This window comes from Vibrio sp. SCSIO 43086 (assembly GCF_051132235.1).
In the GTDB taxonomy this organism is placed as follows: Bacteria; Pseudomonadota; Gammaproteobacteria; order Enterobacterales; family Vibrionaceae; genus Vibrio; species Vibrio diabolicus.
Window position 1 is genome coordinate 1,379,230 of sequence record NZ_CP072677.1, and the last position, 21,688, is coordinate 1,400,917.

General features: G+C 43.0%; 27 protein-coding genes. 14 read left to right on the top strand and 13 right to left on the bottom strand.

From position 1 onward, the window contains the following. Positions 1–46: 46 nt before the first annotated feature. Positions 47–343: an integration host factor subunit alpha gene (ihfA, locus tag J8Z23_RS06335; protein WP_005377899.1), complete on the top strand. Its 297-nt coding sequence runs from the start codon at positions 47–49 to the stop codon at positions 341–343. 124 nt (positions 344–467) lie between these two features. Here the strand turns inward: ihfA and J8Z23_RS06340 are convergent, their stop codons facing one another. Continuing rightward, positions 468–1,247 carry a RelA/SpoT domain-containing protein gene (locus J8Z23_RS06340; protein ID WP_006741655.1) on the bottom strand — a complete coding sequence of 260 codons (780 nt, stop codon included), beginning with the start codon at positions 1,245–1,247 and terminating at the stop codon, positions 468–470. A 316-nt stretch (positions 1,248–1,563) separates the two neighbouring features. Between J8Z23_RS06340 and J8Z23_RS06345 the strand changes: the two genes are divergently transcribed. After that, positions 1,564–2,214, top strand: a complete 651-nt coding sequence (locus J8Z23_RS06345; RefSeq protein WP_041853041.1) for a thiopurine S-methyltransferase — start codon at positions 1,564–1,566, stop codon at positions 2,212–2,214. Positions 2,215–2,284: 70 nt separating this feature from the next. Here the strand turns inward: J8Z23_RS06345 and purT are convergent, their stop codons facing one another. From purT to sbcB, 5 genes are all read right to left on the bottom strand, one after another. Continuing rightward, positions 2,285–3,460, bottom strand: coding sequence for a formate-dependent phosphoribosylglycinamide formyltransferase (purT, locus tag J8Z23_RS06350; RefSeq protein ID WP_182036749.1), 1,176 nt, complete (start codon positions 3,458–3,460; stop codon positions 2,285–2,287). Positions 3,461–3,605: 145 nt separating this feature from the next. After that, entirely contained in the window at positions 3,606–4,493 is an 888-nt protein-coding gene (cdd, locus tag J8Z23_RS06355) for a cytidine deaminase (protein ID WP_005397788.1), read from the bottom strand. A 439-nt stretch (positions 4,494–4,932) separates the two neighbouring features. Continuing rightward, positions 4,933–5,610 (bottom strand): LrgB family protein, encoded by a 678-nt coding sequence (locus J8Z23_RS06360; protein WP_164666165.1) that lies wholly within the window; start codon positions 5,608–5,610, stop codon positions 4,933–4,935. Between the two features lies 1 nt (position 5,611). Then, complete coding sequence (locus J8Z23_RS06365) at positions 5,612–5,986, bottom strand: CidA/LrgA family protein (protein WP_005397786.1); 375 nt, start codon at positions 5,984–5,986, stop codon at positions 5,612–5,614. Between the two features lie 55 nt (positions 5,987–6,041). After that, positions 6,042–7,463: an exodeoxyribonuclease I gene (sbcB, locus tag J8Z23_RS06370; protein WP_434635225.1), complete on the bottom strand. Its 1,422-nt coding sequence runs from the start codon at positions 7,461–7,463 to the stop codon at positions 6,042–6,044. Between the two features lie 180 nt (positions 7,464–7,643). Here sbcB and J8Z23_RS06375 point away from each other — a divergent pair, with 180 nt between their 5' ends. From J8Z23_RS06375 to J8Z23_RS06395, 5 genes are all read left to right on the top strand, one after another. Beyond that, positions 7,644–8,840 carry a tyrosine-type recombinase/integrase gene (locus J8Z23_RS06375; RefSeq protein ID WP_193273642.1) on the top strand — a complete coding sequence of 399 codons (1,197 nt, stop codon included), beginning with the start codon at positions 7,644–7,646 and terminating at the stop codon, positions 8,838–8,840. 163 nt (positions 8,841–9,003) lie between these two features. Then, a complete protein-coding gene (locus J8Z23_RS06380) occupies positions 9,004–10,833 on the top strand; it encodes an ATP-dependent nuclease (protein WP_193273643.1) in 1,830 nt (609 codons plus the stop codon). Between the two features lie 139 nt (positions 10,834–10,972). Then, a complete protein-coding gene (locus tag J8Z23_RS06385; protein WP_193273644.1) occupies positions 10,973–11,740 on the top strand; it encodes an RES family NAD+ phosphorylase in 768 nt (255 codons plus the stop codon). A gap of 165 nt (positions 11,741–11,905) precedes the next feature. Continuing rightward, positions 11,906–12,376 (top strand): hypothetical protein, encoded by a 471-nt coding sequence (locus J8Z23_RS06390; protein ID WP_193273645.1) that lies wholly within the window; start codon positions 11,906–11,908, stop codon positions 12,374–12,376. 38 nt (positions 12,377–12,414) lie between these two features. Continuing rightward, positions 12,415–12,978, top strand: a complete 564-nt coding sequence (locus tag J8Z23_RS06395) for a hypothetical protein (protein ID WP_193273646.1) — start codon at positions 12,415–12,417, stop codon at positions 12,976–12,978. Positions 12,979–13,092: 114 nt separating this feature from the next. Here J8Z23_RS06395 and J8Z23_RS06400 read toward each other — a convergent pair whose 3' ends face one another. The 6 genes from J8Z23_RS06400 to J8Z23_RS06425 all read right to left on the bottom strand — a co-directional run bounded on the left by J8Z23_RS06400 (position 13,093) and on the right by J8Z23_RS06425 (position 15,591). Beyond that, positions 13,093–13,398: a helix-turn-helix transcriptional regulator gene (locus J8Z23_RS06400; RefSeq protein WP_193273647.1), complete on the bottom strand. Its 306-nt coding sequence runs from the start codon at positions 13,396–13,398 to the stop codon at positions 13,093–13,095. Positions 13,399–13,463: 65 nt separating this feature from the next. Then, entirely contained in the window at positions 13,464–13,622 is a 159-nt protein-coding gene (locus J8Z23_RS06405) for a hypothetical protein (RefSeq protein WP_020333055.1), read from the bottom strand. After that, positions 13,597–13,998 carry a hypothetical protein gene (locus J8Z23_RS06410; RefSeq protein WP_193273648.1) on the bottom strand — a complete coding sequence of 134 codons (402 nt, stop codon included), beginning with the start codon at positions 13,996–13,998 and terminating at the stop codon, positions 13,597–13,599. Before J8Z23_RS06410 ends, J8Z23_RS06405 begins: the two co-directional genes overlap by 26 nt. Beyond that, on the bottom strand, positions 13,995–14,237 hold the full coding sequence (locus J8Z23_RS06415) for a hypothetical protein (RefSeq protein WP_025632642.1): 243 nt from the start codon (positions 14,235–14,237) through the stop codon (positions 13,995–13,997). Before J8Z23_RS06415 ends, J8Z23_RS06410 begins: the two co-directional genes overlap by 4 nt. A gap of 154 nt (positions 14,238–14,391) precedes the next feature. Beyond that, the gene (locus J8Z23_RS06420; RefSeq protein ID WP_025766807.1) at positions 14,392–14,664 is read right to left on the bottom strand and encodes a hypothetical protein; all 273 of its coding nucleotides are present in this window, start codon (positions 14,662–14,664) and stop codon (positions 14,392–14,394) included. Positions 14,665–14,889: 225 nt separating this feature from the next. Beyond that, on the bottom strand, positions 14,890–15,591 hold the full coding sequence (locus J8Z23_RS06425) for a LexA family protein (RefSeq protein ID WP_029823468.1): 702 nt from the start codon (positions 15,589–15,591) through the stop codon (positions 14,890–14,892). Positions 15,592–15,701: 110 nt separating this feature from the next. Here J8Z23_RS06425 and J8Z23_RS06430 point away from each other — a divergent pair, with 110 nt between their 5' ends. The 6 genes from J8Z23_RS06430 to J8Z23_RS06455 all read left to right on the top strand — a co-directional run bounded on the left by J8Z23_RS06430 (position 15,702) and on the right by J8Z23_RS06455 (position 19,775). Next, positions 15,702–15,896, top strand: a complete 195-nt coding sequence (locus tag J8Z23_RS06430) for a YdaS family helix-turn-helix protein (protein ID WP_029823469.1) — start codon at positions 15,702–15,704, stop codon at positions 15,894–15,896. Between the two features lie 69 nt (positions 15,897–15,965). Then, positions 15,966–16,514 (top strand): toxin YdaT family protein, encoded by a 549-nt coding sequence (locus J8Z23_RS06435; RefSeq protein WP_025632637.1) that lies wholly within the window; start codon positions 15,966–15,968, stop codon positions 16,512–16,514. A gap of 188 nt (positions 16,515–16,702) precedes the next feature. After that, entirely contained in the window at positions 16,703–17,488 is a 786-nt protein-coding gene (locus tag J8Z23_RS06440; protein WP_257974305.1) for a hypothetical protein, read from the top strand. Continuing rightward, the gene (locus tag J8Z23_RS06445) at positions 17,485–18,216 is read left to right on the top strand and encodes an ATP-binding protein (protein ID WP_140350918.1); all 732 of its coding nucleotides are present in this window, start codon (positions 17,485–17,487) and stop codon (positions 18,214–18,216) included. Before J8Z23_RS06440 ends, J8Z23_RS06445 begins: the two co-directional genes overlap by 4 nt. Next, positions 18,217–18,798 carry a hypothetical protein gene (locus J8Z23_RS06450; protein ID WP_104971574.1) on the top strand — a complete coding sequence of 194 codons (582 nt, stop codon included), beginning with the start codon at positions 18,217–18,219 and terminating at the stop codon, positions 18,796–18,798. Between the two features lie 212 nt (positions 18,799–19,010). Then, entirely contained in the window at positions 19,011–19,775 is a 765-nt protein-coding gene (locus J8Z23_RS06455) for a phosphoribosyltransferase (protein WP_140350919.1), read from the top strand. A gap of 225 nt (positions 19,776–20,000) precedes the next feature. On the opposite strand, the gene J8Z23_RS06460 is transcribed toward J8Z23_RS06455, so the two are convergent. Next, positions 20,001–20,192 (bottom strand): hypothetical protein, encoded by a 192-nt coding sequence (locus J8Z23_RS06460; RefSeq protein WP_434635226.1) that lies wholly within the window; start codon positions 20,190–20,192, stop codon positions 20,001–20,003. A 487-nt stretch (positions 20,193–20,679) separates the two neighbouring features. On the opposite strand from J8Z23_RS06460, the gene J8Z23_RS06465 reads away from it, so the two are divergent. Then, complete coding sequence (locus tag J8Z23_RS06465) at positions 20,680–21,678, top strand: DUF4747 family protein (RefSeq protein WP_140367369.1); 999 nt, start codon at positions 20,680–20,682, stop codon at positions 21,676–21,678. Positions 21,679–21,688 lie beyond the last annotated feature (10 nt).

Below are 21,688 nucleotides of genomic sequence, written 5' to 3' on the forward strand. Positions count from 1 at the left end.
GCTACACTAACGTAGCATTGTTTAACATAGCTTTGAGGAAAGTTTTATGGCGCTCACAAAAGCCGAACTGGCAGAAAACCTGTTTGATAAATTAGGATTTAGTAAGCGGGACGCCAAGGAAACGGTGGAAGTGTTCTTTGAAGAGATTCGTAAGGCACTGGAAAGTGGCGAACAGGTAAAACTGTCAGGTTTTGGTAACTTTGATCTTCGTGACAAGAATGAACGACCTGGTCGTAACCCGAAAACCGGTGAAGATATTCCAATTACTGCTCGACGTGTAGTGACTTTTCGCCCGGGTCAGAAGTTAAAAGCTCGTGTAGAAAACCTGAAGAAAGTACAGTAAGCCGAATAAATGGATCACGCTAAGGCGTGGTCTTTTTTTTTGCGTAAAACTTGTGTCGCATATAAACGAAAACCACCGCAATGCGGTGGTTTTTCTGTTTTTGAGTATATCTTAATGATATGGATTACGCTGCTTCTAGGTGCGTTGTTAAGTATGGTTGCCATGCTTGTTGGTACAAGTTTTTAGACTGTGCACGCATGTTGCGAATAGAAGCGAGTTCTAGTTCGCTTAGTTCGCGTTTCTCCATCATCGCTTGGCGTTCTAGTTTCTGGATTTTTTCGTATAGGTCGTGTTCAGGACCGCTTTTCACATCTGCGATGGCTTTTAAGTGCAGTTGAACTTCGGCAACTAGATTTGTCTTTGGTAAACGAACGAGTAAGTTCAAGTCTCTATAGCCTGAAGGACCAGGTTTTTTGAAGCGATTTTTTACTTTAACAATTGTTGTTTCACGCTCTAAGGTTTCATAAATGGAGACTAAGCTTGCGACGTCTTCAGCAACAATCGTGGCACGGGCTAGGTCAGTAATGCGTTCGACTTTTCCATCTAACTCCAAAGCTATTTTTTCTTCTGCTCGTTGTTTGGACTTTACGCCTGCGAAGTATGGCTGAGCATCATTAAGAAGTGCGGTACTTTTACAGATAGTTTCAAGCTCAAATTGTGCTTGGTGAGCTTTGCTGTAAAGAATGTCGAAGTCAGTGTATGGCTGAGTTGGAGTTGCGTCGATTGACTGAATACCATATAAGCCGCTAAGGCTATGTTTAAAGAGTTTCGAACAAACTTCGTTTTGACTTGTTGAACGATTTTGATCGCCACTCGGCGCTGGGGTAATTGGAAGTGCGGCAAATGCCGGTGCACGGCTAAGTACCAAAAGCATCAATGCTGTAGTACGAAGAAATAAGCTCATTCACTCTCCTTAACTTGCTTGTACTTAGAAAATAGGGAACATAAAGGTCGCTAAGTTCGGCAAATCAGGTACTAACTTATTAATGGGGTCATTACGAAAGATTCCAAGGTTTCAGTTTTGTCTTGAAGTGGAATCGTGCGTTAGATCACCATTTCTCTTTTCTTTATTCTGTTTATCAGATAAAGGCGTGGTTCCTATAAGAACGTTTACATCCTATCACCGCTGTATTAACCAAAGATGAACGGCATAGACAAATTGAAAAAAATCGTTAGTCTTACTTCTCAAAATGAAAATCAGCCGACAAGTAGAAAGTAAAATGAGAGACCAAGAGTTTTGGCATAATAAATGGGCCAGTAATCAAATCGGATTTCACTTGGAAGATGTAAACCCGCTATTACCTGCATATTGGCAACACACAAACCCAAAGCGTGAAGACAAAGTGTTAGTGCCTTTGTGTGGAAAGTCAGAAGACTTGATTTGGTTGGCGATGAAGCATGATTCAGTTGAAGGTGTTGAGCTGAGCCATATCGCTGTTCGTGCCTTTTTTGCTGAACATTTTTATACGCCAACCGTGACGCCTGTTAATGGTATGCACGAGCTTTATCAATTTGATGAGCTCTCTATTTATACTGGGGACTTTTTCACTGCACCAGTATCTCAAGCCGATATCATTTATGATCGCGCCGCGTTGGTTGCTTTACCGAAAGATATGCGAGAGGAGTATGTAGAGCGTCTCAAGCAACTTTTGAATCCAGGCGGTCGTATTTTGCTTGTTACACTCAACTATCCTCAAGAAGAGATGGCGGGGCCTCCATTTAGCGTGCCAGTCGAAGAGATTGAGCAGTTATTTTCAGGTTACAAAGTTACCTGTTTGAACGTAGATGAAGCTGATGAAAACCATCCTAAAATTGCGAAAAAAGGCTTAAGTCGCTTCTCTGAAGAAGTGTACCTAATCGAGAGTGAATAGTTTTTTTGGTTTGTAAAACGAAATAGCGCAGCAATTTGAGCTGCGCTATTTTTGTATAAGTGGTTCGTATTTAATAAGTGATATTCACTTTTGAAGCACTTTCAACAGCGTCTTGAACGGCTTCTTCGGTGGTTTTTCGTCGCGTAAGGACAACACCTAAACGACGGCGACCATCGATTTCTGGCTTGCCGAATAGACGAACTTGCGTTTGAGGTTGATCTAAGGCTTTGGTTAGGTTGTCAAAGCGAATGTTTGTGGAAGTCCCTTGCCCAAGAATAACGGCCGACGCAGATGGACCATATTGTACGATATTATTAATCGGCATTCCGGTAAATGCACGTACGTGGAGAGCAAACTCAGACATTTCCTGCGAAATCATTGTGACCATGCCTGTATCGTGAGGGCGAGGAGAGACCTCATTGAAAATGACCTTATCGCCTTTAACAAATAACTCTACACCAAAGATGCCGTAGCCACCGAGTGCGTTGACTACTTTCTCTGCCGTGTATTCTGCTGCTTTTACTGCGTTTTCTGACATGGCTTGCGGTTGCCATGATTCGCGGTAGTCGCCATCTTCCTGACGATGGCCAATTGGAGCACAGAAGTGAACACCGTCAACGGCTCTTACGGTCAATAAAGTGATTTCGTAATCGAAGTCGATAAAACCTTCCACGATCACGCGACCTGCACCCGTACGTCCGCCTTCCTGTGCGTAATCCCATGCTTTTGCTACGTCGTCTTCGGTCTTGATGACACTTTGCCCTTTACCTGAAGAACTCATAACTGGCTTTACTACGCACGGGATGCCGACATGCTCAACCGCGGCTTTGAAGTCTTCAAAAGTATCTGCAAAACGATAAGGTGATGTTGTCAGTTCTAGTTCTTCTGCAGCCAAACGTCGGATACCTTCACGATTCATTGTTAGCTTGGTTGCCTTAGCGGTTGGAACAACATTCAGCCCTTTTTCTTCAAGCTCTACCAGTTTGTCGGTTGCGATAGCTTCGATTTCAGGTACGACGTAAGTAGGTTGTTCCTTTGTAATAACTTCTTCTAAGGCGCTTCCATCTAACATATCGATGACGTAACTACGGTGAGCAACTTGCATCGCTGGAGCATTAGCATAGCGATCACAAGCAATCACTTCTAAACCAAGTCTCTGACATTCAATTGCGACTTCTTTACCGAGTTCGCCAGAGCCTAAAAGTAATACACGGGTAGCATTTGCGCTGGTTGCAGTGCCAAACATAGTGTTCCCTTACAAAATAGAGTGGTGAGACAGAAATTGCAGGAGATCATACTGAAGTTTCATGACAAAGCAAACGTTTGCCTTTGGTTTTTAGGCAATAAAAAAGCTCTACATGCCGTAGAGCTTTTTATACTGAAATTGTCGCTTATACGTTGACAAAACTAAGTGGAATATCTGGATTTAACGCTTCTAACGTTGATTGCGTATCAGCCAAATGACTGATCTTGCCTTCTGAGTTTTCTACCAGAGCAGCGGCTTTGATATTGTCAAAGGTTTCACCCGCAAGTAGTACTTGGATCAGCGCAACTTGTAATGGCGGCAAGCTAGGGTTAAATGCTGCATTTTCCGCATAAGCACCTTGGAATACACGGCCGCTAGCCATTTCTAATGCTAAGCCACTCAGGTTGTTGGTATATGGTGAGTGGCTCATGTTCATCGCTTCAACAGCGCTTTGAATTAGAGTGTCTTCATCATCGCATGAGAACTGATGCTTTACTTCTGCCATTAAGCCGGATTCGATACCGAGATCGTTTGGTCCAAAGGCTTCAGGTAGGTATTCATGCAGCGACTTTTCTTCGCGTTCTGGGAGCTGGATTTTAAGCTCGTTTGCGGTAGATAACTCGTTCATGAACTGACGGCAGTGACCACATGGGCTGAAGTTAATGGTGATATCTTTAATACCACGTTCACCTTTCATCCAAGCGTGGCTAATTGCAGACTGCTCAGCGTGAACTGTTTGACCTAACTGAACACCAAAGAATTCCATGTTGGCACCGAAGTAAAGGCGACCTGAGAGACCACGAACGATAGCACCGACATAAAATTCAGAAAGAGGAGCATAGGAATATGCTGCGGCAAAAGGAAGTAGAGCAACACGAAGCTCTTTATCTGATAGACCGGTAGCTGAAAGCAACTGCTCAAACTGTTGAACTGAAAGCGTAGCATCAAAATCATCAGCTTGGATGATAGGAGCAAGTTGTTTGGAAAGTGCTTCTGGAGCGCCTGCTAGCGCCTGTTCAATGCGACTTTTCATGTTGAATCCTTGTTATTGCATGGACAGTTATTCTATGTGAAGGATAGAAATGTTCCGTGCGTTAGATCACGATAAATAATGCAATTGATAATTCTGTTACATAATTAGAGTGAGCTCACACATGTATTCGATTGCACTGACGTGAAGCGTTATCTCCGTCTCACAATTAACCATATAAGTATATATTCATATGACCAAGACGCTGGGATATGTTAATTACGATGCCTACATGTCCACACAACGTTATTCCTAGATATCTAAGCAACGTTGAGTCAGTAATATTGCACTGAATGTTGAAGTTATTAGAGTGTATCTCGTCAGAGTACCTTAACGATCTTACTAGAACGGGTTGTTAGATGAGGTAATACAGAATTTTGGAAGGGATAAGGAAGAAACGGGAAGGCCACGGCCGGCCGGAAGGCAGACCGAGAGCGCTTAACTATTGATATAGCCAGACAGCCAAAGCAAAAAAGCTTGGAGCCAAAATAGAAGTGATGATACCGCATAAAACCAATGCGAGTGATGAGAACGCGGCATCAATGGGCTGTTTCTCTGCACATGTCGCGGTGCCTAAGGCATGAGACACGGTACCCATTGTTAGGCCACGTGCAATCGGGTGTTTAATTCCAATTAAGTTGTAAATTGGGTATGCCAAAATCGCGCCCAATAAACCAACAATCAGAACCAAGATCGCCGCAACGGCTGCTTCACCACCGAGGTGACTCGAAATTTCCATTGCTATTGGCGTAGTGACGGATTTACCCACTAGACTTGCGATTAAACTGATATCCGCTTTGAAAGCGACTGCGATCAAGGTGGTTGTCATCATCGACATCACACTGCCTACTGTGCAAGCAAAAGTGATGATTCGCCAGTTTGCTTTAATCTGTGGTAGTTGTTCATATAACGGGTAAGCCAGAGCAACTACGGCTGGTTGAAGTAAAAAACTGATCCCTTCGTTATCCGCATAATACGTTTCAAACGGTACATTTAAGTAAGTAAGCAAAGGAATGAGCACTGCAATACTGATCAGCAAAGGATTTGCTAGAGGATTATTCAGTTTGATTGCGATTTGGCGCGCGACAAGAAAAACCGCAATGGTAACAACTAACCACATATCAGTGCTTCTCCTTTAGCAAGTAGTCCAGCAGCCAAGCGAGGCTGACTAGTACAATGAGTGAGCCTCCAACTGCGCTAGCAATGATAGGGAGGGCATTAGCGAGTAGCATATCGAAATGTTGCATTAATCCCACGCTAATAGGAACGAACAACAAAATCATGTAGCGGATAAATAGCGTGGCGCCCGGTTTGACCCAATCGACCTTTACAAGCCCAAGAGTCATGGAGAAAAACAGTACGAGCATACCGATGACACTTCCTGGGACGGAAACGCCAGTGAACTTTTGAATGGTAATTCCGATGCCAAGTGCCCCCATGATGAGGAAGATTGAAATGAGCAGTTGGATCAGTTGTAAGAATCGTTCTTTAATCATTTTGACAGTATATAAACAACAAGCACACCATAAGGTGCGCTTGTATTAGGAGGAGTTAAGAAGCTAAGCTCTCTACATAACGGTACACGGATTTTAATATCGCAATCTTCTTTTCGTCACTTTCATGTTCGTGAACTAAGTTTTCTAAATTCAGCATGTACTCTTCAATTTGGCTTTCAAACACTTCTCGACAGTGTAATGCCCAGCGTCTCTGTTCTTGCTCGTCTAATGTGCCTGGGAAGTTACGCGCACGATAGCGGAACAATAGAGGTTTAATGCGCTTGTCATCAAATTCAATGTCCAATGCGGCAAGATTGTTCGGGTCGGTTTCTCGAATGATATCCATGGCTGCGCGATCGGCCGGAGAGAAGAATCCGTCGTAAAGTTGTGTATCGACGTCATCACTTTTATCGAATTTACGCTCGACTGAAAAGAGGCTAATCAGCTTTTCTCTAATTTCAGGATGTTGGCGCAACAAAGCGAGATTAGCGAGACATTGCTGGCGATCAATGCCAATAGACTCCGCATTTTCAGCCGTTAACGTTTTTGCAGGGGCGAGAATAGGGCATTTGTTTAAATGAACTAACTTAACTGGTACTGGTAGCAAGTCACCAAGATCTTCTCGTTTAGTGTAGAGTCTTTCGTGTAGCTCTTCTGCGGATAGCTCTAGAATAGGTTGAGGGTCTTTCGCTAAATCGATAGTGATAACGGCGTTAGTATTGGTTGGATGCCAAGCAACAGGCACAATCCAGCTAGTGTACTGGCATTCGCGCCCTAGCATGCCTGAAACGTGCATCAACGGCGTCATGTTGACGATGTCGACTAATTCATTGAGCTTACGCTTTTGGCGCATAGAAAAGAAGTAGTCAAACAATTTTGGTTGCGCTGCTTTGACTTTTTTCGCCATTTCGATAGTCGCAATCACGTCTGCCATCGCATCGTGCGCGTTACTATGTTCTATGCCGTTAGCAACAGACAAGTGCTCTAATTTAAAACTAGTGAAGCCATCTTCGTTTTCTGGCCACTCTACGCCTTCTGGGCGAAGGGCGTGGCACGCGCGTAATACATCGAGTAAATCCCAACGCGAGTTACCGTTTTGCCAACTCCATGCGTATGGGTCGATAAAGTTACGATAACAAGTATAACGGGTCACTTCGTCATCAAAGCGAATGCTGTTGTAGCCTAAACTGGTTGTATTTGGTTTCGCGAGTTCAGCGTGAATCTTAGCGATAAACTCAGGCTCAGAAAGGCCTTCTTGAACCGTTTTTTGCGGAGTAATACCAGTAATAAGCGCAGCTTCAGGAGACGGAAGATAATCAGCAGGTGGCTGGCAGTACATGACTAAAGGTTCGCCGATGATATTGAAGTTTTCATCTGTGCGGACACCAGCGAACTGGCTTGGGCGATCTTTCGCGGGGTTTGTTCCCCATGTCTCATAATCAAAGAAGAAGAATGTAGGCTGTTCGGTATTATTCATGGATGTCTTTTTCTGTTCGTTATTCTTCAAAACTAGCCTTGTATATCAGTCGATTAGCAGTGTTCTATGTGCTATCTTTTCGTTAGGTTTTAATTGTTTTTACGCGTTTTACATTTGCACTTGCGTCTAAATATGTGTCCAAATTTTGTAAGTGCTGCGTCCTAATTTAAGGTAGACAACTTGAGCATTACAGACAAGCAGCTAAAAGCTATTGCAAAACTAAGCGAATATAGCGGCCCGGCAGAACTGAATGACGGCGAAGGACTAATAGCGAAGATATCACCCAAAGCAAACATCACGTTCCAATACCGTTGCAGGTTTAATGGTAAAAACAAACGCATTCGTATAGGCAAGTATCCGATAACCACCCTCAAGAATGCAAGGCAAATCCATAAAAGGATGCTTGAACTTAAAGAAGAGGGAAGAAACCCAGAGATAGCCCTTACTGGTGAGACGGATTTTGTTACCCTGAAGGACTGTCTCGACTACTGGTTTGAGCACAAAGTCTCGACTCAAAAAGAGGGGACGCAGGTACTTTACCGCTCGGTTGCGAACAACTACTTTTACAATGCCTTTCCTGATGTCGACGTAGAGAAGATCACTGCACGAGAATGGATGCGTTGGTTCGACGACATCGCCAAGAAGAATCCAAAGACGGCAAACTCTGCATTTTCTAAAATGCGCGCCTGTCTTAACTTCTGTAAATCCAAGTTCCTTATTGATGGGACGCACTTTGAAAAAATACGCCAACAAGATGTCGGTGAGTCACCAAGTGCCGGTGACCGAGTTCTATCACTTCCTGAACTTGCCAAAGTTTGGATCGCGATTGAACGCAGCAAAGCAGGAACATCGACCAAGAACCTGCACTTAATAACAATGTTATGGGGTAACCGATTGTCAGAGCTTCGCCTGGCCAAGCGCGAACACTTCGATATGGTCAACGACATTTGGACGGTACCACCAGAACTCAGCAAAATGGGTAACACCATTCGCAGACCCATCCCCAAGCACATCAAGCCGATGCTGGAAAGGTTAATGAACATCTATGATGAATACCTTTTCCCTGGCGCATCCCTCCATAAGCCCATCTGCATATCCGCAGCAAATCGCTACATAAGAAGGTTACGCGATAACCTGAACCTACCTCACTGGCGAACCCACGATTTTAGACGCAGTATTTCTACGACATGTTCAGAACTTGGCACCATGCCGCACGTAACTGAGAAAATGCTCGGGCATGAGCTGGTCGGCGTAATGGCGATCTACAACAAGCATGACTGGCTATCAGACCAAAAAGAAGCATACGAAAAGTTTGCCGAAGCATTGTTTGTTCAAGTGCAAAAAGAGCTGGAACATGAAAAAGTAGTTGTGAGCTAGTATGCTTATTGCTGCTCAATTAGTCTCATAGATCACTAACTCACTCATTGTGCTTTGAAGCAGCTAATGAAAGGCGGCATGATAATGGTAGAAACTGTTTTTATGCCGCATAACATTCGTTATGGGGCTTAATTTCAATACTAGGTTATAAATAGGTGGCTAGGTGAGATTACACGAGATAAAAATCGACAATTTTCGAAAACTCAAGGGCTGTACGATTGGGTTTAGGGACTCAACCTTTCTAATTGGTGCAAATAATGCGGGGAAATCAAGTGTTTTCTCGGCAATTCAGCTCCTACATAGCGCAAAAAACGCGCTAAGAGAAGATTATTCGAAGACATACAATGAAGAAGATGACCTTTATGACTACTCTGACGAAATAGAAATGGTTGCTGAGTATCACAATTTACCAGAAGAGGCTAAAGAGTGGGTAGGCTTTAAAGGTCGAATCATCAGGGTAGAGAGCCCTTTACCAGACGAGACAAGCAATAGCATAGTTTACAAAAAGGTTTGGTCTATAACGCAGTCAAAACCAAAAGTTTATATGCTCGAACACCCTAAAGCTCCCAAAGATCAATTTTTAGGGGCAACTCAAGTTTCAGAGTTGGTAAGTGAAACCTTCACTGAAGAGTTTCTTAAAGAGTTTTTCGGTGAGGGAAACTTTACGAAAAAACTCACTATCAAAGCAGTCAAAGAGAAACTCGAAGACTTAACCGAATATTGGGAAGTACAGGAAGATCAAGACCCACAATGGGTAGAAAATCCGGGCGGTATACCTGGTAATGTATTGTCCAAATTACCCCGAATAGTTGTTGTGCCAGCTGAATCATGTGTATCTGAATTAACCTCAAGCAGTGGTGCTCTACATTCGCTTTTAGGTGATTTATTTGAACAGGTACGTTCTAACTCGGAAAACTATGAGCAAGCTCAGCGTTTTCTAAATGAGTTAGCCTCAGAGTTAAACCCAAGTGATGTGGACACAGACTTTGGTAAGCTTATTCAAGAGCTCAACGGCATGGTTCACAACCTATTCCCAGACTCTTCAGTCCACGTTTCCGCTGCATTAGATAAACCTGAAAAAACGATTAAGCCGCAATTTTCAGTTGAGTTGGAAAGTAATGTAAAAACTGAAGTTTCATACCAAGGGCACGGTATGATTAGAGCAACAGCATTTCAATTGCTACGCTTTGTTCAGGAATTTGTAAATAAAAATGCAGATAATCCTCGAAGCACAATTTTCTGTTTTGAAGAACCTGAAATTTATTTGCACCCTTCGGCTGCAAATCAACTTAGGGATGCATTATATGAACTTGCAGGTCCAAGTTGCCAAATTGTTGCGACTACTCATTCACCATATATGGTCAACCTTGGCACAGATAAGAGCATCAGCTTAACTAAGTTTGCTCATAGGGAAGATGGGTTTACGGGTACTACATCGTTCAACCTTGAAGGTGCATTCTTAGAGCTCCAACAAAACGAAAAACAAAACCTGAAGATGCTTCTAAAGGTTGATGACTATATTTCTAGAATATTCTTTACCAACAAGTGTATTTTTGTTGAAGGGGATACAGAAGAAGTCGTAGTTAAAGAAACAATAAAGCGTTTGAGCCCTGATGACAAAGCTCGCGTAATCGGGAACTGTGAGTTTTTGAGGGCTCGTGGCAAAGCGGTTTTGATTTCGATAGCTAAATATCTAAATGCACTAGATTTGAACTATATCTTTATGCACGACCGCGATGCTGGAACTGAAAGAGCAGAGGCAATGAATGCTCCTATTCTCGCTCAAACTGGAGCTGACCGTAGGATTATGATCGAAGAGTGTATTGAAGATCTTTTAGGCTATGACGCGCCATCCAATGAAAAGCCATTTAAAGCTTATCAGCACGTTGTACTTAATTGGGGTGATGAATTTAATGACCTGCCCGAAGGTTGGAAGAGCATTTTTTTAGATCTTTGTTCACCACACTTAGATCACCTAAAACCAGCCCCATAACTAGTATTTAAGAGTGATTCCCAACACTTGGTTTCTTTAGTTCAAGGTTGGGTTTCGTGTCTACAGCGCCTTGGTTTAGGTTAGGCGGTCACGTTGTTCACACCTCCATGCGACGTTATGTGTAACTAAAGGATATACGATGAGTTTTGATTCTTGGAGAAGTTTCTTTACATTTAGTTGGGCGGTTAATCGTAAGCAGAGATATATTCTTGACGAAGAATCTCAACGTTTTCTCGATGCAATTATTGATACTTGCAAAGACAGGGAATTATCGATAGCCAAAGGCTCTACTGTATGGCGTGCTCAAAATGGGCACACATGGAGACCAATGTATCAATATGATCCAGAAACTGACGAACAAGTGCATGTTGACGATTTTCCTAGCCCTTTTCCTCATTCAAGAATGAAACCCCTAAAGGATAGCGCTTCGGAAGGACGAGCAAACTCTAAAGGTATCCCTTGCCTTTACGTGGCTACAAATAAAGAAACAGCTATGTCAGAAATAAGGCCTTGGCTCGGTGCTATAGTGTCATTAGGGGTGTTTAAAACAACAAAAGACTTAAAAATATTAGATTTTTCCGTTGAACACGGAACTAGTAATACCAATTTTCATTTTTACTTTAATGAGCCTAGCGAGGAAGAGAAAATAAAAGCAGTTTGGTCAGATATTGATAACGCATTTTCTAAACCGGTCAGAAACTCAGACTCCACATCAGATTATGCAGTAACACAAATCATATCAGAATTTGTTAAGTCTAAGGGCTATGATGGTATTGCATACAAAAGCTCATTAGCTGATGGGCATAATATCGTTCTTTTTGATCTAGATGCGGCAGAGGTTTTAGATTGTCAAATCCATGAGATCTCTAAAGTTCAGTTTGAGTTTAAAAAAATCGAAGAACACTAAGAGTATAACTTAGGTTAGAGCACTGTTACACATTCAAGGCTTACAGGGACTGCAAACGCATGGTGGTTTTAGTTCAAATTGGTTTTATGTGTTTACGGTGGTAATTTGATTTTGTGTGAGGCGTTTGTAGCCCCTTAACGCGGTTAGAAATTTAGAGGGAGTTAAGTGTTCGATTTGAATAATGTTGCTTCAGGTATTGTAGCAGGTTTGGTTACCGGTGTTTTAATTTGGTTTTTTCGCGCCATTTGGTTATCAATACTTAAGCCGAGAATAGAAGATTTGTTATATAAAGGCGTCAGGATTGATGGTTTGTGGTTTTCAGAGTTAGTTGGTGCTGAGTCTACACACAAAGAAGAAATTTTTGTTGTACAACGTGGTAACAGCATCTCTGGAACTATAAAAACAGTAGAAGGGCAGGACAAAGGCTCAAACTATAAGTTCTCTGGAAGCTTCAAAAATTTGGTTTTGACTGGTACATACGAGTCTAACTCGAAATATATGACAGATAGAGGCACTTTCATTTTAAGGCTATCTGACAATGGCGGTGTACTTAAAGGGATAACAACTTACGCTACAGGTGCAGGTAGTTCTCTTTGTACAGTTGAATATGTCTGGTTGTCACAAATCAAACCTTAACAGTGCGTTGATATGTGCTTCGGAGGGAATTAATTTCGATGTTGAAGTTTGTACTAGGGGGTCTTGCCGGCTTTACATTTACCATTTGGTACGTAGCCTTAGATCTTAATTATGATTTGGATTTATCTTTAGCGGTAAATATTGTTATTGCTAGTGCAACAGTTGTTGCTGCTGCAATCCACTTTGAATCAGTCAGAAAGCAAGAGTTAGATCGTATTTGGGAGATAAATAAAGATGCCTTATTGGAACTTTCCAGAGCCCTAAGTGAAGTAATAGAAGAGACCCAAGCTGCAATAATTTACGAAAAAACGTCGGTTATGCAGTATCTTGAGGAAGTAGTGCCTAGTTCAAACCAGCAGGTGTATTCGAGGCTTAAGGATAATTTATCTTATATGCTTAATGTGCATAAACCCTTACTACCAAAGCCACTCCTAAAAGCAGTTACTAAGCTTCAACAGCAAGATAAGTTGACTACTAAGCAGGTGAATGAAGAAGGTCTAGAACATGAAGAAGCCTATCAAATAATGCTGGAAAACTATCGAACTGTTCATTCAGAGCTTAACAAATTTATAAGTAAAGTGGCTGGAGTTGGTCGCACATAACAAAGCATTTAAGAATCCCCCTTAACGCTTGGCAATTCCGGCTCGCGTTTATGGCACAGTAGGTTAAATAATGAGTTGCTGCGCCAGTGTTCTGAAGTAGCTGTATTTAGCCTCCTAAACCCCAGACTTAAACCCACCTTCATGCTCCACCCATTCCATCACTGCTGCGCGAATCCAACGCAGCGGTGATTTGCTAATTGGCTCTGGAAAATTTCGGTTCTTGCGCCAAGCAATGATGGTGGTTCTCTTCTTATTGAAGAAATCTAACACCTCTTGATGACACATGATCTTGTTGGAAGATTCTGGGTAACGCTCTACGTCATATACAGGCTTGTCTGCTTCTTTCGCAGATTCAACTACGAAAGCAGGGGCAGAGTAGGTAAAGCTCATAGGTGATGTATTCAGGTTAGAGTAAGTCATTGCACAAAGCTCCTGTATCTTGTTAGTCGTAAACCGTGGTCAATCGGTTGTGTTGGTTTAATGCTTTAGTTCTGGCGAATGCCTAAATAGACAGTCATTTTCTTGCCGTTGATTTCAATCTCTCCAAGGTCGACTTCGTTTACCGCGTAGTCACTCAGCGCGGTTTCATCTACCATGTCGTCAAATTCTTCCTTGGCCTTAACGGCCACTTGGTCTGCTTTCATTGTCTTTCTCCGATGGTTGATAAATACGAACTCGATTAGCGGTGTGCCAGCAAGTCGCGTCACCTTTAAATAAACCGCCTTCGCTTAACTTTGCGCACCCTTCGGGCAGCTGTTCTCTGCACTTAGTGCATTTCCCCAATTGCGCTTTAATCACTGTAATTTCGTTATAAACACGATGGATAAGTGACTGAAGCGCTTCTTCCTTGGTGTACGGCTCAGCAGGGTAGGCGAAGAACTGACAGATTTTCTCTAGCTTCGCCTGTTCCTGAGGGTTCAGAGATACGCGCAAATCTTGGTTATTGTTGGCTTTGCGCTTATCTCTATACTTTTGAGCGCGCTTGGCGTTTTGTTTACGTTTGCGCTCTTCAGGTGTCATTTTATTTTGCTCTTTCTAGTGCGTTTTGGCTTCTTAGGAGAGAGCATCTGTTTAGCTCTGGCTAGGCATTCATCGAACACTTTACCTTTGGCAAATCCAGCGGTATTACGATAGTGATCGATTCCGCGCTCAACGGCTCGTTTAATGTCGAGTTCTTCATGGCCGTCTTGCTCTAACAGAGAAGTTATGTGTTTACCTATAAATGCCTCTTGGCTGTTGCGGTAAGTTAAAATACTCATTGCACATGTCCTATTGGTTGTGGGGTGAATACCCGCAATCAGCCTAAATCCTTGATATTGGTGGTCAGCCGGATATATACTGATTGCGAGGCGTAAGTCTCATTGCACAAAGAACGCCCCTGTTGGTTTGGTCACCGATAGGGGTTTTCTCTTTCTAGTGGGGTAGCGTTCTCGCTTCCACTGCGGCTTGCAGGCTAACCAGCTGGCTGAATAGCTCTTGCGCCTTTTCAAAATCTTCTTCGTTTACGTGAATCTCTAGCCCTTTAAAGTCTTCGGCTCCTTCAAAGATGGAAGTCGCAGCGATACGGAGCGGATCATCCTTACTTAGCTCAGCTGTCACTTCTTCAAACTGATGGCTGCATACATTGAGTAGTTGCAGGTTGTTCAGCAGTTGATGGGTTTGGTCTAACGTCATTGTTTTCATCATTAAGCTCTCATTGCACAAAGTTCTCGGGAAACCGATTGGTCAGGTCGGCTGGTAAACTTAAAGTACATAAATAAAGTAAATGTACTTAGAAAGTACATTTACTTTATTTGGATAAAATGTACTTGTAAAGTTATTTTTGTTTTTGAGTACAAAAAAACCGCCTGCTATGAGGCGGTTCAATTAGAATTATTTGTATGGGAAGTTCTTTAGACGACTATATGCTTGTCATAAATCCATTATTACTTGTTTGACGTATCCAACGATACGGCAGTTACCGTTGATTGGAATTGGGTCGTATTTAGGATTTAGAGGTACAAGAAATTTATTAGGTCCGTCAATTTCAAGTTTCTTTATAGTGGCTTGCGGCGCATCGTTTAAAGTTGCAACGACTATCTTGCCATTATCGGGACAATTGCAAGGCTCTACTATTACGATGGAACCATCAGGGATGCTGGGAGATCCATAAGGGTTTGTCATTGAATTTCCAGTAACCCTCATTGCGAACGCATCTGCGGACGTATTCACTGATATTGTTTGCCATTCGAACTCGGTATCCGCATCAATAATGATACGAGCCCACTCGCCAGCTTGTACTTCAGTGAGGATCGGAACTGCTTTTAACTTGCTTGTGTCAATAAACTCTGAGTTATCACCCAGTTGCTTCGCTATGTTTTCTGTCGCTTCTTTTTGAGATTGTGATTCGCTTTTCGGATTATGGTCTACGTCTAGCCAGCCCTCAGGCTTATTAAAGCACTGTTCAATGTGTCGAGCCATTCGCGGACCAATTTCAGTTGTCGCGCCTTTTCCCATAAATCGGCTAACTTGTGTCGATGAGCGATCTATCTTATCTGCAAACGCAGCGTAGCTTCCCAGTTGACTGGCAAGTTCTCGCGCATTTTCTCTTCTGATCTCTTCGGCAGTTTTCATAGCGTCACTATATTACCACAATTTCTGGACAACCTATCACATGTACGAAATAAGTACATGACCTTGAGAGTTCATAATTATTGTGTATTATGTACTCGGGAGGTACTTTTATGTACGCAAATTACTGGCGTCAACTCGACGCGAATCAACGTGAAACTCTAGCTAACCAACTAGGTACAAATGAAGACTACTTGCGTCAGGTTTTGTATGGCTACCGAAAAGCAGGAGCAAAACTAGCGAAAGAAATCCATGAACTAACGAATGGTCAGGTGAGCAAGAGCCGTTTAAGACCAGATTATTTTTAAGTTTATAGCACTTTTTACATCGCAAGATGATTTAGGAAATTCTGTACAAACAACCAGTAAGGAAAAACCATGAACAATAGTTTTAAAAGCGTTATGCGTAACGCGATAGAAAGTTGGCGCACGGAACTGAGTAAAGAGTGTATTGCTCACCGTGTCGCGAGCTTATATCACAAACTCGATCTTGAGCACGAGGTTGATGCGCAGCGTAAAGAGCTACTTAAAGTACCGGGCGCTGATGATAAGAACAATGCTCAAAACTTTTTCCGTTACGTCGAGCGCACAAGCGTAGAAGCCAAAGCCACGATGATGGATTTGTTACCTGCGGTACTTAAGGCGATGCCTGCCAAACGCGCGAGCGACATGCTTAACCAATTTCTTAACCCGCTTGGGTTCTCTGTTACTTGCATTGGTGCGAGTGATGCAAACTTAAGCCGAGATTTGCTCTTGCATAACCACAACAAAGAGACATCTGAAGCATTCCGTGCGGTGATCTCTTTAGGGGAGAACGCGAATATTGACCAGCTGCGCGATGCGTACCGAGAAGTGCAGGAGGCGAAGGCATCTCACGCGCCGCTTCTGGAATACCTTGAATCGTTGATGGCCAAGAAAGCCGCCTGATTTAAACGCGTCGTGGCTGACCACCACATAACACGCATCTAACTAGGAGAACTTTGTGCAATGAGCCTTAGCTTACAGAACTATCACGGCTGCTATATATGGGTGGCCAATAACGGTGTTTGTCGTTTCGTCGTATCACGGACTAAAGCGATGGAAATCTTTGAATCCATGAAAGCGGGGACGGCGGTGTGATTGAGTATTTGGATAGACCCATCGCTTTTCATCGATCGTTTGTGAAGATGGGTATTGGTATCACAGGCGCATTAATGCTTAGCCAGAGCATTTACTGGAGCCGAAGAACGAACGCTTCAGGGTGGTTTTACAAAACTCAGGAAGAGTGGCAAGACGAAACGGGCATGACTCGAAGAGAGCTTGATACCGCACGTAAAAAGCTGCGTCAGTTAGGTATTTTGGAAGAGAAAAAGCAAGGTGTTCCTTGCCGAGTTTTCTACCGCATTAATGAGCCAAACTTGATTGCACAAATGGAGCAAACTGGTTTGGCGGAATGCGCCAAACTAAAACTTACAAATGCGCCAAGCAGTGCTGTACCAATCAGCCAAACTAAAACAGAGACTACACAGAGATTACCAGAGACTACTACAGAAAAAGTAAACAAAAAGTCTCCCATCACGGGTAGCTTGGTTCCTGAGGAACAAATTCCAGCGATGCTCGATCACGATGCTTGGGCTGACTACCTGGCATTCCGTAAGCGAATCAAAAAGCCTTTCAAAACTGAGCGGGGCGAGCGCACCAAAATGCTCGACTTGCTCAAGCTCTCCCAGAACGTGGTGAGCATGCAGCGCCAAATCATTGAGCAATCCATCGACAACGAGTGGCAAGGGTTGTTTAGCCTTAAATCGTCCTCGCCAAACTCGAAGCTGATTCCGGTGGAGCAGTTTTCAGACCAAACCAACCCTGATGATTACGGACCACCTCAGTGGTTCAAAGACCGCCAAAACGGAGGTGACCAATGAACAGCTTTTTCCAAAAACTGCAGCAAGCGATGCCTGCGAACGTTGTGCCGTACACTCCAGAGCAGATGGCTCAACTTGCTCAGCAGGAAGTCGAGAAGCAAAGCCATGCGGTGTATCAGAACTACCAGCAGAGCAAAGTTCAGGATTTACTTGGTCGCAGTGGAGTAGGCAAGAAGCACTTGAAGTGTCGATTTGCCAATTACGTGACGGAGAACCAAGGCCAACGTCAGGCGTTTAGTGTTTCTCGCCGTTGGGTTTCTGAGTTCTTGGAAGGTGATGAGAAAAACTTTGTATTTTCTGGATCGACAGGAACGGGTAAAAACCATCTGGCTTGTGCAATGGCGAACTCGTTGATGACGCGCAATCGTACAGTGTTGGTGATTACGGTCGCTGAGTTGATGATGAAAATTCGCGATAAGTACAACCGCCAATCGAACGTTACAGAAGCTCAGTTTCTGAAGTATCTAGCTCAGGTCGATTTGTTGGTGTTGGATGAGGTTGGGGTGCAGCGAATGAATGACCACGAGGCGATCATGATTAACACCATCATCGACTCACGCTACACCAACGAAAAGCCAACCGGCATTCTGACCAATCTGAAATCTGATGATCTGACTCAGGTTCTTGGTGCTCGTGTGATGGAGCGCTTGTTAGAGAGCTGTGAGTGGGTGAGCTTTACGTGGGAGAGTTTTCGCAAGCAAGTGAGGAACAATAAGGAGGTAGCATAAATGCGACCAGAAACGTTATTGGCTAAGTTCGATTTAAAAGGCATAAATTACGAACCGCAAAAGGGCGGCAAAGGCTTATTTTCTTTGGAAGACCAACTCGGCATGGTGGGGATAACCTGGAAGGAATCTCCGGTCGGTTTTCTGGTGTTGTTTGTGGAGTTACTGGATAACGCGCAATCGAGAAGAGCACTGGAAAAGGCGGTACTCGCGGAATTGTATACGCTGACCGATGACTGGCGCGGCCAGAAAAGCGAAGCCGCATTCGCAGCCATTGTGCGCGCAGCTGTGGAAGAAGCGATCACACCGCAAGGCCGAATTTGCTCTTGCTGTGGTGGAAGCGGTAAGTACCGAGCTCCAAACCGTCACTATCGAAAATGCATGCATTGCAACGATGGCCGAGTAGCGTGGGACCTAGAAAGCCGCTTCGCCGCAATGTGTTCTGGTAGTTTTGTTTGTACCTTCTCGGTATTCAAGCGCCAATACCATCCCGTCCTCGATGGCCTAGCAGATTGGCTAGCCGCTAAGCGCAATGCTGCGATGTTGGCGCTAATGGAGAGGATAGAGAAGGAGAGGGGGGCTTAGTTGGGTAGGCCTGTCAGTGTTTGGAGCATGATGTGATGAGTGCTGGCAGGTTTTTATTAACCTATTGATTATCAGTTGAAGTGCTATCGGAAAGGTTGCAACACATTAGGAGGAAATGATTTAGCTAACTAAATAAGCTCTATGTATCTGGTGTATGCAACAAATGTGGTTTTTAGTAGAATGCAATCAAATTGGTTTTTGTAGTAGTGTGAATGCCTAGTAAAGTTGTGTCTCTCGCAGAATATCGAGAGCGATTAAAAAAAGAAGAAACTAGAGTTCCATGGGCTGACTTTCCTCCGGTTTTCATTTTTTGCCCTATTGGTTCGGCTAAGAATCATGAAAGATACGATGATGCAAAGAAAAATGGCAGCAATTACGCAGCATTGCAACTTGTGAAAGATATTGTACCTAAAGAGAAAGTTGAACAATTGCGAGCTATTGTTCAGGATAGTAAGGCTCTAATTCTTCCTGTTCATGCCATTGAAGAGTTCGGTACCAATAAAATCCCAGCAGCGTTGGCTTATTACTTGGCAGTAAATCTCGGGCTAGAGTTTTGTGATGATATAGTTCAAGCAAATAAACCACAGAGAACGGATAAAGGCGCATTCTACCGTTTGTCTCAGTATCCTTTTTTTGATGGGGATGTACAGCAAGGTCGTAACTATGTTATTTTAGATGACACTTTATCGATGGGTGGCACTTTAGCTTCACTCAGAGGTTATGTTGAGAATAAAGGTGGTCACGTTATATTGGCGGTTGCCTTGACGGGACACGATGGAGCTGCTTCACTTAATTTAAAAGAAGCAATGCTCAAAGCTATACAGAACAAGCACGGAGACGAACTTGATGAATGGTGGAAAAGCGAAGTTGGCTTTGGTGTGGACAAACTCACACAAGGTGAAGCAGGACACCTCAAGAAAGCCCCAAGCGTTGAAGAGATCCGAAATAGAATCCTTGCGGACAGACCTGAAGAGTAGTTTCGCAGATTTTGCACGACTTGATTCTGAGTTAGCAGAAGCTTAATTATAATATGATGATAACAAGTCCACGTTTTTACGTGGGCTTTTTTGTAGCATTAAGAGACATAACAAATGCCTCAAGACGGATTCGCAATGTTAGTTCAGGATTGAATTGGCGTGAGGTATTATAAAGCTGAGATTAAGAGCGGAGACTATCTAGCGTAAGTATCTGTTCGATGCCGCTTACTTGACGTAAGCTGGTAGACATGCTAAGGTAAAGGCCTTTCTTTTCTTAGGGCGAATTACCTTAGCATGTCTACCGCCCATTCGATGTTTTTTCAGTAAAAATTCTTTATTATTCAATAAGTTAAAGCTAACTTTCAAAGTGAATGACAAGCGAAAGCTGTTCGTTTTAATTTTGATGTTTTTCTTCATGTGGTTGATCTCCGACAATCTATTTTATGGATTTATTTCTACATTTATTTTACCATATTTGTATGAAAATCTCAGTAAAAACACCTAGTTAATCTCTACTCTAGATAAGCCTTCTGCTAGGAAATAGCAATCCATTAGCTGCGTCAGAAGACAACCATTCTCGAACACCAAAGTTGTCGATTTCGCTTGCGCGCATGTGCTCGGATCATTTTGTTGTACTTTCTCGGTTGTAAAACGTTAGTACCATCCCGTTCTCGAGGGTTTGACTACAAAGCGCAACACCGCGATACCTTATCTAAGGGAAGGGGGGCTTAGCTCTAATAACGGGAAGGGGGGCTTAGCTCTAATAACTCTACTCAAACTATGTACAAATATACAGTTGTGTCATAAAGTTCAAGGGTACGCACATATTAAACAAATAGAATTGCCATATGTACCATATTTGATATCTTCAACTTCGTTTGATGTTTTTAACCCAAGGATATTTATGGCAATTTTTAAGTTTTATAACATCCAGCTTTTGCCTCTGGACACGAAGTCAACTGATGAAGTCGGCCAGGATGGATACTGTAGATTGTTTAACGCTTTATCAAACCAAATTAAAAGCGTTCGAGCTGGTGAGTTCAAGCTATCATCAATAGCGGTAAGAATGCGTGGCGATATGTACTTTGCTCCATTTTCGGTTACGGAAAAAGAATACGCTAGTGACGATCCCAAAAAGCCCAATAAAATCGTTCACGGCTATTTTTTGAAGTTTGATGATATCGACACTTTGGTTGATACGAACAGTGGTGCTCTAGAGTACAAATCTAAAGGCAATACAAGTAACAAGCGATTCCAGTTGGAATTCGTGTTTGATCCTATTACTCATACATTAGCTATTCAGCATGCTCGTGGTTTACCTACTCGTACGCCGTTGATTGATGCCCTTAATGATATGTTGGGTTCTCATGCAACGCTGCTCTTTAAAGAACACAGTTTAGAGATTGAAGAACTAACTTCGGCAGATTCATTGAAGGAGTTTTTAGAACTCAAGAAAAAAGGGTATAAGAGCTATAACGGGCATATCACCTTTTCAAACTCAGGCGATTTTAGGGATCTACTAGAAGAGGATCTAAGAGAAGATGCTGAAGAAGTTGAAAAAGAACTAAAAGATAAGAATGTAGCTAAGTGGGTAACTAGCTTCCGTAGTTTTAAAGATGGCTTGATGAGTGATTTACCTCACACTGCCAAAGTACAAATGGCTCTGGCAACACAGTATGGTAATTCAGAATCCACGTATACTGATGAAGATGGTCAGCCACAAAAATACCACATGGAAGATTACCCTGTGAGGTTGCCTTTGAAAGGAAAGCCAGAAGGAGTTCTGGATCGTTCACTGGCAATTGGCGCATTAATTAAAGATGCGATTAAGAAGACGAAGCTTTCTGAATTGGCTGAACGCAGCAATAAAGCTTGTCTAAAGCCTAACGAAGCCAGCGAGTAGAGCAGAAAAT

Excerpts from the sequence above, each read along its gene's own strand:
- ihfA (WP_005377899.1), top strand. The coding sequence starts at position 47 with ATGGCGCTCACAAAAGCCGAACTGGCAGAAAACCTGTTTGATAAATTA.
- J8Z23_RS06340 (WP_006741655.1), bottom strand. The coding sequence starts at position 1,247 with ATGAGCTTATTTCTTCGTACTACAGCATTGATGCTTTTGGTACTTAGC.
- J8Z23_RS06345 (WP_041853041.1), top strand. The coding sequence starts at position 1,564 with ATGAGAGACCAAGAGTTTTGGCATAATAAATGGGCCAGTAATCAAATC.
- purT (WP_182036749.1), bottom strand. The coding sequence starts at position 3,460 with ATGTTTGGCACTGCAACCAGCGCAAATGCTACCCGTGTATTACTTTTA.
- cdd (WP_005397788.1), bottom strand. The coding sequence starts at position 4,493 with ATGAAAAGTCGCATTGAACAGGCGCTAGCAGGCGCTCCAGAAGCACTT.
- J8Z23_RS06360 (WP_164666165.1), bottom strand. The coding sequence starts at position 5,610 with ATGTGGTTAGTTGTTACCATTGCGGTTTTTCTTGTCGCGCGCCAAATC.
- J8Z23_RS06365 (WP_005397786.1), bottom strand. The coding sequence starts at position 5,986 with ATGATTAAAGAACGATTCTTACAACTGATCCAACTGCTCATTTCAATC.
- sbcB (WP_434635225.1), bottom strand. The coding sequence starts at position 7,463 with ATGAATAATACCGAACAGCCTACATTCTTCTTCTTTGATTATGAGACA.
- J8Z23_RS06385 (WP_193273644.1), top strand. The coding sequence starts at position 10,973 with ATGAGTTTTGATTCTTGGAGAAGTTTCTTTACATTTAGTTGGGCGGTT.
- J8Z23_RS06395 (WP_193273646.1), top strand. The coding sequence starts at position 12,415 with ATGTTGAAGTTTGTACTAGGGGGTCTTGCCGGCTTTACATTTACCATT.
- J8Z23_RS06400 (WP_193273647.1), bottom strand. The coding sequence starts at position 13,398 with ATGACTTACTCTAACCTGAATACATCACCTATGAGCTTTACCTACTCT.
- J8Z23_RS06405 (WP_020333055.1), bottom strand. The coding sequence starts at position 13,622 with ATGAAAGCAGACCAAGTGGCCGTTAAGGCCAAGGAAGAATTTGACGAC.
- J8Z23_RS06410 (WP_193273648.1), bottom strand. The coding sequence starts at position 13,998 with ATGACACCTGAAGAGCGCAAACGTAAACAAAACGCCAAGCGCGCTCAA.
- J8Z23_RS06415 (WP_025632642.1), bottom strand. The coding sequence starts at position 14,237 with ATGAGTATTTTAACTTACCGCAACAGCCAAGAGGCATTTATAGGTAAA.
- J8Z23_RS06420 (WP_025766807.1), bottom strand. The coding sequence starts at position 14,664 with ATGATGAAAACAATGACGTTAGACCAAACCCATCAACTGCTGAACAAC.
- J8Z23_RS06425 (WP_029823468.1), bottom strand. The coding sequence starts at position 15,591 with ATGAAAACTGCCGAAGAGATCAGAAGAGAAAATGCGCGAGAACTTGCC.
- J8Z23_RS06430 (WP_029823469.1), top strand. The coding sequence starts at position 15,702 with ATGTACGCAAATTACTGGCGTCAACTCGACGCGAATCAACGTGAAACT.
- J8Z23_RS06435 (WP_025632637.1), top strand. The coding sequence starts at position 15,966 with ATGAACAATAGTTTTAAAAGCGTTATGCGTAACGCGATAGAAAGTTGG.
- J8Z23_RS06445 (WP_140350918.1), top strand. The coding sequence starts at position 17,485 with ATGAACAGCTTTTTCCAAAAACTGCAGCAAGCGATGCCTGCGAACGTT.
- J8Z23_RS06450 (WP_104971574.1), top strand. The coding sequence starts at position 18,217 with ATGCGACCAGAAACGTTATTGGCTAAGTTCGATTTAAAAGGCATAAAT.
- J8Z23_RS06455 (WP_140350919.1), top strand. The coding sequence starts at position 19,011 with ATGCCTAGTAAAGTTGTGTCTCTCGCAGAATATCGAGAGCGATTAAAA.
- J8Z23_RS06460 (WP_434635226.1), bottom strand. The coding sequence starts at position 20,192 with ATGAAGAAAAACATCAAAATTAAAACGAACAGCTTTCGCTTGTCATTC.
- J8Z23_RS06465 (WP_140367369.1), top strand. The coding sequence starts at position 20,680 with ATGGCAATTTTTAAGTTTTATAACATCCAGCTTTTGCCTCTGGACACG.